Source organism: Bacteroidota bacterium (assembly GCA_016706865.1).
Classification (GTDB): Bacteria; Bacteroidota; Bacteroidia; order Chitinophagales; family BACL12; genus UBA7236.
This window is the reverse complement of sequence record JADJIS010000001.1, coordinates 376,306-393,117: the sequence shown is the minus strand read 5'-3', so window position 1 is coordinate 393,117 and position 16,812 is coordinate 376,306. Positions and strand designations below refer to the sequence as shown.

Genomic DNA, 16,812 nt, shown 5'->3' with positions numbered 1-16,812 from the left:
TCTTGAACCGTGAGTTCGGGGAATGAGTAATGAGTTTACCTATCGTGAGCCGGATAGTTATTACTCCTGACTAATGACTCCTGACGATTATTTTCACTCGGAGCAATCTCACTACTCACCACTCACCCAGACTCTATAACCCCAATAAAGACATTAAATTTCCGGCTGACCTGAGGCACCCTCATTACTCATAACTCATTACTCATTTTCTCACCCTCCAATCCACCGGATAATAATTATTCACTCTGTTAGGTAATATTTTTATCCATCCAAGCGGAATGTTTTTATAAGTACATATCGCCCATCCGGTTTTATCAGAATTGATCACAATATTTTCCTTTCTTAAATATTGAATTGCCGTTGTTTCATCAAGTTCTATTGTGGGAATTGTGGTGTGCATTAAATTACTCATCGCAAATGCATGGGCAGGAATTAATTCGCCACGTATTAATTTTCCGATCTCCGTTCCAGCTTGCACAACTCTTAAACACGAGGCTAATTTTTTTAGGGTGGAATAAAACTCTTTTTGAATACTGAATATAGAATCCTTGAAAATAAAAAAAGAATATTTTTCAGGATAGTTGATAAAATTAGATATAGCACTTACTTCTTCTGTATTAGCTGCTGTGTAAGGCATGTAGGCGCTTGCACTAATTTCTCCCGCTTGAATAATTTCTTTATTTTTTTGGAGAACACAAGCAAAAAATCCTTCCCCTTTTAATTTATCAGGGTAAAACCGATGGCCCAATTCTGTGGAAATTATATTCCATTCGGTAGGAATATTTATTTGCTCCACCAACATCCCAAATTCATTAATTAAATATTGTACAATATCCTCATTTTCTTCTTTGCTGAAACTACATGTTGTGTAAATTAATTTACCTCCAACTTTTAGGGAAGGAAGAATATCCTGTAATATTCTTTTTTGTCTTTTTTGACAATGTAAAACATTCTCTTCACTCCATTCCTGAATTGCAGAATTATCCTTTCTGAATAATCCCGAACCGGAACATGGTGCATCTACTAATATCACATCAAAAAATTCAGATAGATCTTTAAAATCAGCAGGATCATTATTGGTAACTACCACATTTGTATTACCCCATTTGGTAACATTTTCTTTTAATCCTGAAATGCGGGTTTTAATAATTTCATTACTCAACAATAAACTTTCCGCTGATATGCAGGATGCAATAATCGTCGATTTTCCACCCGGAGCAGCGCACAGATCCAAAACTTTTATTTGCTCCGAAATTTCCGGTAATTGATTTAAAATATATTCGATAAACATACCGGATGCTTCCTGAACATAATATGCTCCTGCATGAAATAAAGGATCAAAAACAAATAAAGGACGCTCGTCTAAATAATATCCTGTTTCACTCCAGGGCACCTTTTTATTATAGTGATGTTGAAATTTTTTATTTGCATTCAATCGCAACGAAACAGGAGGTTTCACTTCATGGGCATCAACAAAACGCTCTTGATCAAATCCCGGGCAGGAGATCAAATGTGATAAGAATTTATCTGGAAATTTCACGAATAGTTTAAGTATTTACTTTTTTATTATAATTATGCAAAGGTAGAACCTTATACTTAGATAGTGAATGGTGAGTGGTGAGTTGTGAGAATGCTTCAACCAGATAAAAGGTTTAGGTCAGAGATAAAAGCTCCAATGTAATTTATGCCGGACTCACGATTCACGCTTCACGATTTTCAAGAGTCATTAGTCAGGAGTAAAAATAATCCGGTTATCGAGAAACGGACTCACGATTCACGATTGACGCTTCACGAAATGAGTAATGAGTTATGAGTAATGAGAGTGCTCCGAGAAAGATTAAAACTTCCCATCTCATTGGTAATGGGTGAGTGGTGAGTGGTGAGTACTGAGAATGCTTCAACTTGATAAAAGGTTTAGGTCAGAGATAAAAGCTCCAATCATAATTATGCCGGACTCACGATTCACGATTGACGGTTCACGTTTCACGATTGTCAAGAGTCATTAGTCAGGAGTAAAAATAATCCGGTTATCGAGAAACGGACTCACGATTCACGATTCACGTATCCCACGATTCCCTCCTTATTTGTTAACTTTGACTTAACATACACCACACAAATGACCAGACACAAATTGTTATTGGGTTTATTTATTGGAATAACTTCTCTGATGCGTGGTCAGGTTGTGATAAATGAAATTGCTTCGAGAGGTACTATTACAGATGTAAACGGAGAACAAAATGATTGGATAGAACTTTATAATGCAGGTGTAAGTCCAGTTAACTTGTGGAATTATGGTTTGAGTGATGATGCTATAAATCCTCTGAAGTGGAAATTCCCAAACATCACATTAAGTCCGAATTCTTATTTATTAGTGTTGGCGAATGGGGAAAATATTTTGACCAATATTAATCATTGGGAAACGGCAGTAAATAATGATGATGTATGGCGATATTTTATTGGAAATTCTGAACCTCCTTCCAATTGGGAAACTCCCGGTTTTAATGATTTAAGTTGGTTGATCGGCGAGGGTGGAATTGGATATGGCGATGGCGATGATAATACCATAATTGGTACAACTCCATCTGTTTATATGCGCCAATCATTTAATGTAACTGATATTACTGTTTTAGAAAATGCAAAATTTCATGCAGATTACGATGATGCTTTTGTTGCGTATTTAAATGGAGTGGAAATTGCACGTTCAACAAATATTTTTGGCACTCCGCCGGCATATAATACCTTGGCAACCGTTGATCATGAAGCGGCAATGTATGCAGGTTATGATCCTGAATTATGGGAAATTTCCGCAGCAACAATAAATGCTTTATTGGTGGAAGGCACAAATTATTTATGTATTCAGGTACACAATGCAGCATTTGCATCTTCCGACCTCTCGTCTAATTTCTGGTTGTCGTTTGGAATTAATAATGAGATGGAATATTTTGAAGATGTTCCTGCATGGTTTCCGGGCGCAGTGGAATACAATCAAACAAATTTCAAAATAAGTAATACCGGAGAAACAATTTATTTATCGGATGTTACCGGAATTATTCTCGATGCAAAATACACAGGCGACATTGCACTTGCACAAAGTATTGCGCGTGTTCCTGATGCAGGTAGTTGGTGCATTACAACTGATATTTCACCTTCCGTTTCCAATAATTCTGCATTTTGTTATGCCGGTTATGAACCCGATCCGGTATTTTCTATTACATCCGGATTTTATACCGGAATTCAAGTGATAGCACTTTCCTCTGTATCCGCAACTTCGGTGATTCATTATACAACCGACGGATCCGCAGTTACTGAATTATCACCCGTATATTCTTTTCCAATTATTATTGATGAAAATACAGTGATCTCCGCTAAATGTTTTAGTTCAGGAACATTGTTGCCGGGAAAAATGATAAAACAAACTTATTTTATTAATGAAGATGAATATACACTTCCCATTTTATCTATTTCCATAGACCCGGGAAGTTTATTTGATTACGATACAGGTATTTACGAATTAGGATGTTGTTACGATGGTGCATATCCATATTTTGGTGCAAATTTCTGGCAACCATGGGAGCGTTTTGCACATATAGAATATTTTACGGAAGATGGTATCCCACAATGGAATAAAGACATGTCGTTGGAAATTCACGGAGGTTGGAGCAGGGCAGAAGCGCAAAAAGGATTTCGTGTTGATTTTAAAAATCAATACGATGGCGCATTGGATTATCCGCTTTTTGGTGCAAAACCGGAATTGGGTGAAATAAATAATTTTAATTTAAGAAATGGTGGTCAACATGTTTGGTCCTATAAATTTCAGGATGCTTTTTTAGCAAAGGTGATGAAAGAAACACATATTGATTATGAGGAATGGCAACCTTGTATGTTGTTTATAAATGGTCAACCCTGGGGATTATATGAAATTCGCGAAAAGGCGGATGAACATTTTGTGGAAAGTAATTATGGGGTAGATAATAATAACGTTGATTTTTTAAATGCTTGGGGTGCATTAAATGGGAGCGATACAGGATTTGTTAATTTATATTATCAGTTAATGGCACTTGATCCTGCATCAGAGGCTTTTTATAATAAATTTGAAACAAATGTAGATGTTGAAAATTACATCGACTATTATATCGGAGAGATATATTATCAGAATGTGGATTTTGGAGGATATTACTGGGGAGTAAATAATACGAAATTGTGGCGCGAACAGAATGGTGGCAAATGGAGATTTTTGATGTACGATACAGATGGTGCAATGGGATTTTTTGGTTCGGTTCCTTCGGATAATTATATTGATTTAACGCGTAACCCCTATTATCCAAATGCATTCTCACAAATTTTCGACAAAACTTTATATAATATTGAGTTGCGCAATTATTTTGTGAACAGATTTGCCGACCTTATTAATACAATTTACAAATCTGAATACATGGAGCCTATCATATATGCCATGCGCGATTCCATTGCAACGGAAATCGACCATCAGGTGGAGGTTTGGGGTTCTCCAACAATAGGAACCGTTGATTATTACGTTGATTATGTTTTAGATTATAATGTAACCAGACGCAATACTGCGAGATCACATATTAATACTTCATTCAGTCTTTCCGGACAAAGAACCATAACCTTAAGTGTGGAACCGGAAGGTGCAGGATATATAAAAATAAATACTATTATACCGGGAGTATCACCATGGACTGGAATTTATTTTGATGGAGTGCCGGTTACAATATCTGCAATTGCAAATCCCGGATATACATTTAGTAATTGGGAAGCAAATGATCTAATTCCTCTTGGATCTACTGATGTTTCTCTTACAATTAATTTGGATGAATCGGAACCATTTGTTGCAATATTTAATGGATCAGCAATAATTCCCGAAATAGTGGTCACAGAAATTAATTACAACAGCAATAATTCTATTGATGCGGGTGATTGGGTGGAAATATATAATAATGGACCTATTTCATTGGATCTAAGTGATTGGAAATTAAAAGATGGATCTGATGCATATTTGTTCAATATTCCTTTCGGAACACAACTCGCTTCCGCTGATTATTTGGTGATCGCAGAAAATATGGAAAAATTTAATTCCATTTACCCTGATGTTACTAATGTTATTGGTGGATTCTATTTTAATTTTGACAACAGTGGAGATGTTATTAAATTATTTGATCTCGCCAACGATCCGATTTTTAATGTGGAATATTCCGATTCGTTATCATGGCCAAAAGGCGCTGACGGAACGGGACGCACTTTGGAATTAATTATTCCTGGTATCGATCCAAATAGTCCTTCCAGCTGGTTTGATGGTTGTTTGCGCGGATCTCCCGGAACTTATTATACACCCTGCGAAAATGATATTGTATTCGGCGAAATTAATTACCATAGTTCTGCCGCAAGCGATGCAGGCGATTGGATAGAATTATGGAACACAACATCAAATGATATCGACATTTCAGGATGGAAATTTGTTGATGATAAAGATACTTTATTATATACCTTCTCGTCCGGAACAATTTTAAATGCCAATGAAAGATATGTTGTCGCAAATGATATTACAAAGTTGGTTTCCAGACATACTTCCATTACCAATTTTACAGGACCATTTCAATTTGGTTTAGATGGGGGAGGAGAAGAACTTCGATTAATTGATAATGCAGGAGTAATTCAATTTACAATGATGTACAACGATATTTTGCCCTGGCCTCTCGAAGCAGATGGTTTAGGTAAAACACTCGAACTCCTTGATGCAACCGGAAAAATGAATGAAGCAGAAAATTGGTTCGCCGGTTGCCCCGAAGGATCTCCAACAAATGAATTTGATCCGGACTGTTTAGTTTCTATTAATGAAATTAATTCAGTTATAAATGTATCAGTATATCCAAATCCTGCAAATGAATCTGTTTTTATTGAAATAGAATCCAATTCGAATAATCCCATCACATTAATTTATTCCGATAATTCCGGAAAAATATTACATCAAATAAATTACCAAATCACCGAACCAATCGAAATCAAACGCAATAATATTTCCGCAGGAATTTATTGGATAAAAATAATTTCAGGTGATGATGTGGTTGTGAAAAAAATAATTTGGATGTAGGAGGGAGGAGAAAGGAGAGAGGAGAAAGGAGTTTAAATTTCTTGCGAAATTTTACAAAATCTCACCGTTTGTTTTCCTAGGTCTTATTTCCTACTTCCTATTTCAAAAAAAGGAGTTTAAATTTCTTGCGAAATTTTACTAAATACCACCGTTTGTTTTCCTAGGTCATATTTCCTACTTCCTATTTCAAAAAAGAGAGTTTAAATTTCTTGCGGAATTTTTGGGTAGCTCCTTTAGTGAGACCCTCGCTAAGAGCGAGAGCCTCACTCGCTTCGAATTAATGCAAATTCCACCGTTTTCCTGATACTTGATACCTTATACCCGATACGCGCGAAGCGCCAGTCCTATGTCCTTTTCCATTGTCCTATGTCCAGTCCCGTGTCCCGTGTCCCGTGTCCCAAGTCACTTCTTCCGTTCCGTAGTAAACAACACAAGTTGTTTCAACGAATTTTTACTTTCGCTTTCAGGAAAAGTATTGAGCAGATCAAATGCTTCTTTTTGATATTCAAACATTTTCTTTTCAGCGTATTCTATTCCTCCCGAACCTTTTACAAAATCGATAACGTAATTTACTTTTTCTTTGTTCTTATTTTCATTTTTGATGATGTAAATAAGATTGCGCCTATCGCTGCGTGAAGCATTTAATAAAGTATAAATTACTGGTAGGGTTAATTTTCTTTCTTTAATATCTATTCCGGTTGGTTTTCCGATATCATCATCTCCATAATCCAACAGATCATCTTTTATTTGAAATGCAATACCTATTTTTTCCCCGAAAGAGCGCATTAATTCAATTATATTTTCATCTTGTGTGGAGGAAGCCGCTCCGGCGCTACATGCACTTGCAATTAACGAAGCGGTTTTTTTGCGAATAATATCAAAATAAATATCCTCTTTTATATCTAATCTACGAGCTTTTTCAATTTGCAATAATTCTCCTTCACTCATTTCTTTCACTGCATTGCTGGTTATTTTTAATAATCGATGTGCATTATTATCCAACGATAATAATAATCCCTTAGCCAATAAATAATCACCAATTAAAACTGCTATTTTATTCTTCCACAAAGCATTTATCGAAAAAAATCCACGTCGTTCATAAGCATCATCCACAACATCATCATGCACCAATGTTGCAGTATGCAATAATTCTATCATGGAAGCTGCAGTATAGGAGGTTTCGCTAATTTCACCGCATAACTTAGCGCTCAGCAGCACGAACATGGGCCTCATTTGTTTGCCCTTGCGTTTTACAATATAATACATCACCCTATCCAACAATGCCACATTGCTCTTCATCGAAAGTTTGAATTTTTCTTCAAAAACCTTCAATTCGTCGGCAATTGGTGCCTGTATTTCTGATAATTTGGGCATGAGGGCGCAAGTTAGGATATAATGGTTAAATGAAGGGTTTTGTGTTCTGTGTTCTGAGTTCTGAGTTCTGGGTTCTGAGTTCTGAGTTCGGTGTTCTGAGTTCGGTGTTTTGGGTTTAGTGTTCCAATTTCTTCGATTTTAAAATAGAAAATAAAATTTACAATCTAAATCCTACGGAGTCCTACGTCAACCTTACCTTGTCCTTTGTCCAGTCCTATGTCCCGCGTCCCAAGTCCCGTGTCCTTTTCAAAACGGCACAATTTTTATACAATTACCTATTAATATTAAAAGCGACCTATATGCATTTATCCAAATTGAGAAGCAAAACCCTGATTGCCACTATTATTATTCCTACTTTCCTGTTTACCTATTCTTGCTCAGAAGGTGGTGGAATTAATATTTTCAGCATCGAAGATGATAAGGAACTCGGTGCACAGCTCGCAGCAGAAATTGCGGCTGATCCAACTACATATCCTATTCTCAACCCTGTTACTTATGCTGAAGCATATGATTTGGTTTATGATATACGCGATAGAATACTCGATGCAGGGCAATTATTCCACACAAATGATTTTGTCTGGGAAGTGAAAATTATTAATGATGATAATATTGTGAATGCCTTCTGTACACCTGGCGGTTACATTTATGTATATACGGGATTGATACGATATTTGGAAAATGAAGCCCAACTTGCGGGAGTGCTTGGACACGAAATGGCTCATGCCGATCTGCGTCATTCCACTGATCAGCTAACCCAGGCATACGGAATTTCTTTTTTATTGGAAATTTTATTGGGTGATGATCAGAATACACTTTCCGATATTGCTGCAAGTCTTACCCAGCTCGCCTTTAGCAGGGGAGATGAAACTCAGGCGGATGAATATTCGGTGATCTATTTATGTCCTACAGAATATATGGCATCTGGTTCTGCAGGTTTTTTTGAAAAGATTGAGGACGAAGGCGGATTTGAAATCCCGGAGTTTTTAAGTACTCACCCTAACCCCGATGACAGAATTGAAAATATCTATGCAACAGCTGCTGAATTGGCTTGCGGAGGTGATGGTATTTTTGAGGACAGATACGCGGATCTTATTGATGCCTTGCCTTAATTAGCGGAAAAGGTGGTTTTTTGCACTTATTTCTTTGTGTAAAATGCTCTTAATCGGATTTAAAGCACCCTTTAAATTTTTTGTTAATAGCATACTGAAAAGATGCCTTGAGGGGTAAATTTGCTTCATATAAATATTGTATGAAGAAAATCATCGTGATACTCATAATAATTTCCTCTAGCATATCTCAAATTTTTGCTCAGGTTGGTAAAATTGAAGGGAAATTGATTTCTGCATCGGGTAATGCTGGTATTGCCTTCGCAACAGTAAAATTTAGCAACGAAAATGGTGTCTTTACAGATGAAAATGGTGAATTCCAGATCGAAGATCTACCTCTGGGAACCTATAATTTAGTGGTAACATGTATTGGTTTTGAAAAATTGGACATCCCCTCCGTTTCCTTGACCGCTCAATCACCTTCAAAGAATTTAGGAGATGTTGTGTTAACGGAAAAATCAATACAAATTGCAGAGGTTACTATCACCGAACAACAGAAAGTTTACGATACAAGATATAGCGGAACAAATAATGTTATTTCTGTAAAAACCATTAAAAAGATACAACCACTGGGAAGTGAAGAATTATTAAGAACTCTTCCGGGTGTAAATATTTCTTCTGATATGGAACAAAGTAATCGCCCCAATATAAGTATCAGAGGAAGTGACCCACGCCGATCAAATAAAATATTATTAATGGAAGACGGTTCTCCGGTTTCACCAGCGCCTTATCTTGCTCCGGGAACTTATTATAATGTTCCTGCCGATAGATTGGAAGGTATACAGGTAATTAAAGGTGCTGATGTACTGGCTTACGGATCAAATACTATTTATGGTGTTGTAAATTACATTACCAAACGTCCTCCACAAAATCCCGATTTTTCATTAAAATTAACCGGTGGTCAGCGCGAATATTTTACTGCGGTTGGATCTTATGGTGGCACCTGGAATAAAACAGGCGCTGAAATCCAAACCTTGTATAAAAATTTTGGCGGATATATGGATAACAGCGCTATTCGTTTATTTAATCTCTCCGGAAAAATATTCAGCGAATTGGGTGATAAATCCACCTTGTATGTTAAATTAAATTATCAGAATGAATTTTTAAATACCACCTGGAACGGAAATACTCCTTTTACCTTCGATTTAGATCCCACAATAAATCCATTTGATGCTGATGAATTTACATCGCGTAGATATGGAATTGATGCTGTATATAATTACAATTTAGATACTCATAAAAAATTGCAAACGAAATTATATTTCAGTGATTTTTACCGCGATTGGTGGAAACAAAATTCTACTGTGGTTGCAGCTTCCGATGTGGAAGAATATGTTGGGGCAGAAATATTTGAAGATAGATACAGTTTTCTCGATGGATTAACAGTTGGTCCTGACGATTACGTACGCGTTGGTAAAGTTGTGAACGGAATTGAAAGTAATACAGATAGCAGATGGCAATATCGCGTGTATGGATTACAGGAAAAATATGTTCAGCAATGGGGGAAAAATGTATTTGAAGCTGCTGTAAAATGGCATAAGGAATATTATAATGATGTAGTTATTTCCGGTGATTCAAGCAGGTGGGCGCGCAGCGGAAGATTAACCCGTGATGATGTTTTTGAATTAAATGCCTTTTCTTTTTATACCAGAAATAGTTTCGAATTCGGAAAATTTTCGGTGGTTCCTATTATACGATACGAATTGATTTATCTGAATAAAATTGATGAACTTGCAAATGCAGCAAATACCGGCAATAATGCAACGGATTTTAATAAAGTACAAAATAATTTTGACGAATTTACTCCGGGAATAAATCTTATTTACCGGGATATTAAAATACAAAAATCAACTTTAGAAGTTTATGGTGGTGCCTATAAAGGTTTTTCATCACCCACCACGGCAATTTCTTTTAATGAAGTAACCAATGGAGAAGTTGTTCCTGCTGTCGACATCGCTAATCTTGAACCTGAGGTGAGTTTTAATCAGGAGTTAGGCATTCGGTTCTACCAAAAAAATCAATTTTTTAATGGACAATTATCTGTATTTAACACCCTTGTGAACAATTATTATTCTCCGGCGCGTTCACAGGCTTTTCAAACCTTGGGAACAGTAACTATGAATGGTGTTGAGCTCGCAATTAATATAGATCCTTCCAAATCTTTTAAAACAGATAATCAAAGTTTTAATATTGGTATTTCCGTAACTTATATGAATTCAGAAATTACAAGTGGCACTATGGTGGATGGTGATCTTTTTGCAGGAACAGTATTTCATACCGAAGCTACCAAAACGGAATTAATTGAAAAAATTAACACTAACAGAGATGCCTATACTGTATATAATGGAGCTGATATTAATACAAGCGAAACCTTCACCATTGATGATTTTTCCACAATAACAAAAGTGAAAGTGGAGTTCGGTGACGGACAGGTTGAAAATTATGAAGTTCCTTATGTTCCAAATCTATTATTAAACTTGGCGCTGAATTACAGGATCAAAAAATTTGGTTTCGGAGTTAATTACAATTTTGTAAGTGAACAGTATACCGAATATTTAAACTTTGAAAATGAAACCGCCGATGGTGGAATTGGTAAACTTCCTGCATATGGAGTTTTAGATGCGAACGTGGAATATAATCTGCCCATAAAAAATAGTTTAAATTCCGTTACTTTATTTGTAGCCGGAAAAAATATCACCAATGAAATTTACAAAGCTTCCAGATTAAACAGAGCAACCGGAGGTATTTTCCCCGCAGGATTCAGACAAATTAATGGCGGATTGCGTTTGAATTTTTAAATATATTTAGATTTAATATTTATTTAACTGATGTTAATTTCTTAAGACCTGAAAGCTTTCATTTCGGGTCTTTTTTATTGAAGGTGTTGGATTATAATTGGTTTAATTTTAGTCAAAATTTATATAATCCAATACTGAAAATCTTAAAATATTGCCATCAGTTTTCACCCAAATTAAAATTTTACCCTTAACTTTCACCCAAATACCCTTTGTATGAGATGTATTATTTTGTTGTTAATTGTTTTTTCAACCATCCTGGTTTCAGGACAAACAACTTCATTGCCGCCACAACCTAAGTTGATTGTAGGAATAGTAGTGGATCAGATGAGTTATGAATTTTTATATCGTTATTCGGATGTTTACAGTGATAATGGTTTCAAAAAGTTGTTGCGCGATGGTTTTAGTTGCGAGAATACCAATTTTAATTACATTCCAACTTATACCGGTCCCGGACATGCAAGTGTTTATACCGGATCAGTTCCGGCAATAAATGGAATAGTATCCAATGATTGGTACAATGAGAATACAAACACTTTTACCTACGTTGCAGATGATAAGGATGTTTACATTGTTGGAGCAGATACTACCGGAGGACAAATGTCGCCGAAAAATATGCTCACAACTACAGTTACAGATATGTTGCAATTGAGCAATCAACAACAATCGAAGGTAATTGGAATTGCTTTAAAAGATCGCGGTGCAATTCTTCCTGCCGGCCATACTGCTGATGCCGCTTATTGGTACGATGGAAGAGTGAATGCCTGGGTAACAAGTTCTTATTATATGGATACTTTACCTGAATGGGTGCAAAAAATCAATGCAGAAAAGCAAGCGCAGAATTACATGAATAAATATTGGAATTTATTTCTTCCTGCCACTTCATATAAATCATCTACTGCCGATAGTGTTCCTTGGGAAACTGTTTACATTGGTGAAGAATCAAATGAATTTCCGCATTACATGTTATTTAATGGCAATAGCGAAAGTATTAAAGCAACACCATTCGGAAATACTATGACTACATCCATGGCGCAGGCGGCAATTAAAAATGAAAATATGGGAAAAGATAATATCACCGATTTTTTATGTGTGAGTTATTCTTCCACCGATTATGTAGGACATGCCTATGGACCGCATTCCATGGAAGTGGAAGATACCTATTTGCGTCTCGACAGAGATATTGCATCTTTTTTAACTTATTTGGAAACTGCGGTAGGTAAAGGAAATTATATGGTATTTCTCACTGCCGATCACGGTGTATCCCCAACTCCTCTATATATGCAGTCGCTTAAAATTCCTGCAGGCACTACTACAGAAGCAGAAATGGTTTTAAAAATGAATACCATTATTAAAAATAAATTGGGCGAAGGACCCTGGATAAAAGCATATACCAATCAACAAATTTATTTAAACGATTCATTGTTGAATGCAAAAGGTTTAGGGAAAAGATATATTTTTAATTTGATGTACGATGAAATGCTAAAAATTGATGGGGTATCTTATTTTTTATTAATAGAAGATCTTAGCAGTTCAACATTAAATGCAGATGTAAAAGAATTGGTAATTAATGGAATATATCCTAAACGTTGCGGCGATATACAAATATTATATGATCCTTATTGGTTCGAAGCCTACAGGCCTTTGGGTACAACGCATGGCTCACATTTTTCGTATGATACGCATGTTCCACTAATATTTTATGGATGGAAAATTAAAGCCGGAGAAACACATCGCGAAATCGGAATTACAGATATTGCACCAACCATTTCAGCCTTATTGAGAATTTCAGAACCAAATGGTTGTGTTGGCTCAGTGATCACGGAAATAATTAAATAACATAAACTATTTTTTTAGTTTAAATTCGTAGTTGTTTTCACCATCATTATCCGAAAAATAAACAAGTCCTACACCTTTGGAGTAAATGCGGGTGCCAATGCTGTTTATTACAGTATCCCTTCTACTGTCTGTAAAATCAAAAGAGATCCTATCGGAAGAAGTTACCACCAAACAATCGCGTTCTGATTCCGGAAATGTTTCTATCATCCTGAAATCATATTTAATATCAGTATGCACTGTCATGGTAAAGCTGCTGTCAATCACAAATTTTGCTTTTGCATCAAAGGAGCAACCTTGTGAATTGATAAAACAAGGGTTATTGTTTTCAACATTAAATGAAACCTCATGGGCGTTTTTTGCAGAATCCATTTCATAAATATATTGCGCCACTAATTCCACCTTATTTTTAGTATATCTTTCTATACTTCTGTTAATAGGAAGCGAATCAACATTTTTCCATGCATATTCAAATTGCCAGGTACTATCGTCAACTTGTTTCCATTGTTGGGAAATAAATATTTTTGTTAATGTACTATCCGTATAAGATTGAAATTCCCGGTAATTGTAATTAGTATCATTGTCCCATTTCAGATATTCAATAATACCGGTTTCATTATTTTTTTCCGGTTTACAATGGCAAAAAACACCTAGAATAAAAATGTAAAGGATATATCTCATAATTGTAAAAGCGAAAAATACGAATTAATTACCAATTGAGCGTTGTAGATGAGTAATGAGTTATGAGTAATGAGATTGAAATTCTAGCCTGAAAATCGATTACAACATTATACTTTATAGTCGATATTGAAGTACGGGAAAGAAACCAAACAATCATCTTACGATTTGTAAACTCATTACTCATAACTCATTACTCATAGCTCATTACTCATTCCTCATAACTCATTACTCATTTGGAGCCCCTGCCAACTTTAATTTTTTTTCCCGAAATTTGTATCCTCAAACTCTTTCTATGCAAAAAAAGATCGGACTTATAATTGTTGGTGTTTCTGTTTTATTGACATTTATTGTAATGGTGATCGTGTTTAACAGACAAAAAGACGATTCTAATTATCATAAGTCGCAGCCAAAACCGGAGCCCAAAGAATTTACCAAAATGATGGAGGAGGATGAAAAAATGCAAAGTGAAAGAGAGGCGTTTTTTAATTTAATGCACCGTTCTGCTCCTGAAACAAACTGGAAAAAAATGGATGCCGATCTGCGTTATAACAAAATGAAGGAACGCGCCGGTTATTACAATATGAAAATTACCGATGATAGCTGGGATACACTTGCAAATGGAAATGTAGTTGGTAAATGGAATGAATTGGGAAGTTTTAATACCTCAGGAAGAATTTGGGCAACAGAGGTGGACTTTGAAAATGATATTGTATACGCTTTTACCGATGGCGGTAGTTTATGGAAAGGTGATCTGGATGGATCCAATTGGAGTGTAATTAATGATAATTTCAAAATTGCCGCAACCAATATGTTGAAAAAGGTGGATGACAGATTGATTGTCTCCACTTCTCAATGGGGAGTTCAAGGTGTTTTTTATACAGAGGATGAAGGTATATCATGGACAGAAACAACTGGTTTAGAAAACGTAGTCTCATGGGGATTTATTGGAGATGCAGAAATGCTGAATGATGCGGACCACACGATTTATATTTTAGCGTTGGAATGGGATTACGTAAATTGGTGGGATCTGATAACTATTTATCGTTCAACAGATCTCGGTACTTCATTTGAAAAAATAATTTCATATGATGTACCCACTTATGGGAGTATGAATAATTTTGTATTGTATGCTTCTCAAAATGGAGACGGAACTTGTTATTTAATTGAAAATAATAATTTTTATACTTTGGGTACAGATGGAATTCCGATTCTTACAGGTACTATTCCAATTACTGATGATGGCGATATTATGTTGTGCGGATTTGAAGGAATTACTGAAAATCATTTTTACGCAGCACATGCTAATTATGCTTCAGGCCAAACAGATTTTTATACATCAGATGATAATGGTGTAACCTGGGCATTAACAAGTTCGGGTGTTGTAGAAGAAGGGAATTTTAGTAAGAACAGCTTTTATTGTTCTCAAAAAATGGAGGGATATTTATATTACGGCGGGGTGGATAGTTACAGAAGTTTTACCGGTGGAAGTACATGGGTGCGTAATAATTATTGGTACGAATATTATAATGGAAACGAATTGGAAAATTTGCATGCTGATATTCCATTTATCCGGTCATTTATGGATACATTATCCGGAGAAGAATTAATTATGGTAAGTACCGATGGCGGATTATATAAATCGGAAAACAGCGGATTAACCTGGCTGAATATTACCTATGAAGGAATGCGCAATGCACAATATTATGATGTTTATACTTACAGAGATCTAACGGATATTATATATGCCGGTGCACAGGATCAGGGTTGGCAACGCAGTGTTTATGATGTTGATGGTGATTATTATTTTGACCAATTAATTAGTGGCGATTATGGCCATATTGTTTCACGAAGTGGTGGAGGAAATTTATGGTGCGTTTATCCCGGATTTGCAATGTATATAGATGATGCATCTACAGGTGATAATATGTTTTTTTGGGATTTTCAAGGTTACGGACATCTCTGGATGGCACCCGTAATGCAGGATCCTTGGGACGATGAGGTTGCATGGTGGGCTGGTGGTTCTGATGCCGGCGGAGCATATTTATGGCGCCTGGAAAGATCGTTCGGAACCATAAATGCAGTTAAACAAACCAAGAATTTTTCTGTGGCAGGAGGTGGTTCCATTTCTGCTATTAATTATTCGCCTATCGATAAAAATTATTGGTATTTATTGACAAGCGGCGGCACATTTTATACTTCTACCGATGCAGGGGCAACCTGGTCACTTTCTTCGGGATTTACGGGTCCGGGACCGCAATATTTTTATGGCGCTGCAATTGAACCATCAAAAACCCAATTAGGTGTTGTATACATTGGAGGTAGCGGATACGACAACCCTGCGGTATACAAAACAGAAGATAATGGTGAAACATTTGTTGCATTAAATAATGAATTACCTTCCACTTTGGTATATGATCTTGCTATTTCAGAAAATGATAGTTTGTTATTTGCGGCAACAGAAATTGCTCCCTATGTATATGTTTTAGCAGAAGATAAATGGTACGACCTTTCGGGTTTGGATGCTCCCTTACAAACTTATTGGAGTGTAGATTATATTGAAGAAATTAAAGCGATCCGTTTTGGTACCTATGGCCGCGGTGCATGGGAATTTAAATTGTATGAACAACCGGTTGGAATAGAAGAATTGGCGCAGAAAAACATTATTTCAGTTTACCCTAATCCGGCAAGTGATATAGTGCATATTAAAATAAATAGTTTTATTCCCGATGCTAAAGTGGAATTATTAGATATCAACGGCTCCGTTATTCTCCAAAAAGCAACTGCATTTAATAAAGACGTATCCTATGATCTGAATTTAAATGGTATTGCCAAAGGGGTTTATTTTATTAATATCACCGATAATGGAGCAAATAAAAAGAGGTATGTAGAAAGAATTGTAGTTATTGATTAA

General features: G+C 35.9%; 8 protein-coding genes. 5 read left to right on the top strand and 3 right to left on the bottom strand.

The genetic code is table 11. The features are described 5' to 3' along the window. Positions 1-202 precede the first annotated feature (202 nt). On the bottom strand, positions 203-1,540 hold the full coding sequence (locus IPI31_01635; protein ID MBK7566504.1) for a hypothetical protein: 1,338 nt from the start codon (positions 1,538-1,540) through the stop codon (positions 203-205). A gap of 576 nt (positions 1,541-2,116) precedes the next feature. Here IPI31_01635 and IPI31_01630 point away from each other — a divergent pair. Further along, on the top strand, positions 2,117-6,109 hold the full coding sequence (locus tag IPI31_01630; protein ID MBK7566503.1) for a lamin tail domain-containing protein: 3,993 nt from the start codon (positions 2,117-2,119) through the stop codon (positions 6,107-6,109). Positions 6,110-6,511: 402 nt separating this feature from the next. Here the strand turns inward: IPI31_01630 and IPI31_01625 are convergent, their stop codons facing one another. Beyond that, a complete protein-coding gene (locus IPI31_01625) occupies positions 6,512-7,483 on the bottom strand; it encodes a polyprenyl synthetase family protein (GenBank protein MBK7566502.1) in 972 nt (323 codons plus the stop codon). Positions 7,484-7,782: 299 nt separating this feature from the next. Here IPI31_01625 and IPI31_01620 point away from each other — a divergent pair, with 299 nt between their 5' ends. The 3 genes from IPI31_01620 (at position 7,783) to IPI31_01610 (ending at position 13,223) form a co-directional block, all read left to right on the top strand. After that, the gene (locus IPI31_01620; protein MBK7566501.1) at positions 7,783-8,592 is read left to right on the top strand and encodes a M48 family metalloprotease; all 810 of its coding nucleotides are present in this window, start codon (positions 7,783-7,785) and stop codon (positions 8,590-8,592) included. A 140-nt stretch (positions 8,593-8,732) separates the two neighbouring features. Beyond that, entirely contained in the window at positions 8,733-11,387 is a 2,655-nt protein-coding gene (locus tag IPI31_01615) for a TonB-dependent receptor (GenBank protein MBK7566500.1), read from the top strand. A gap of 213 nt (positions 11,388-11,600) precedes the next feature. Further along, complete coding sequence (locus tag IPI31_01610) at positions 11,601-13,223, top strand: alkaline phosphatase family protein (GenBank protein ID MBK7566499.1); 1,623 nt, start codon at positions 11,601-11,603, stop codon at positions 13,221-13,223. 6 nt (positions 13,224-13,229) lie between these two features. On the opposite strand, the gene IPI31_01605 is transcribed toward IPI31_01610, so the two are convergent. Beyond that, positions 13,230-13,901 (bottom strand): hypothetical protein, encoded by a 672-nt coding sequence (locus IPI31_01605; GenBank protein ID MBK7566498.1) that lies wholly within the window; start codon positions 13,899-13,901, stop codon positions 13,230-13,232. 292 nt (positions 13,902-14,193) lie between these two features. Here IPI31_01605 and IPI31_01600 point away from each other — a divergent pair, with 292 nt between their 5' ends. After that, entirely contained in the window at positions 14,194-16,812 is a 2,619-nt protein-coding gene (locus IPI31_01600) for a T9SS type A sorting domain-containing protein (protein MBK7566497.1), read from the top strand.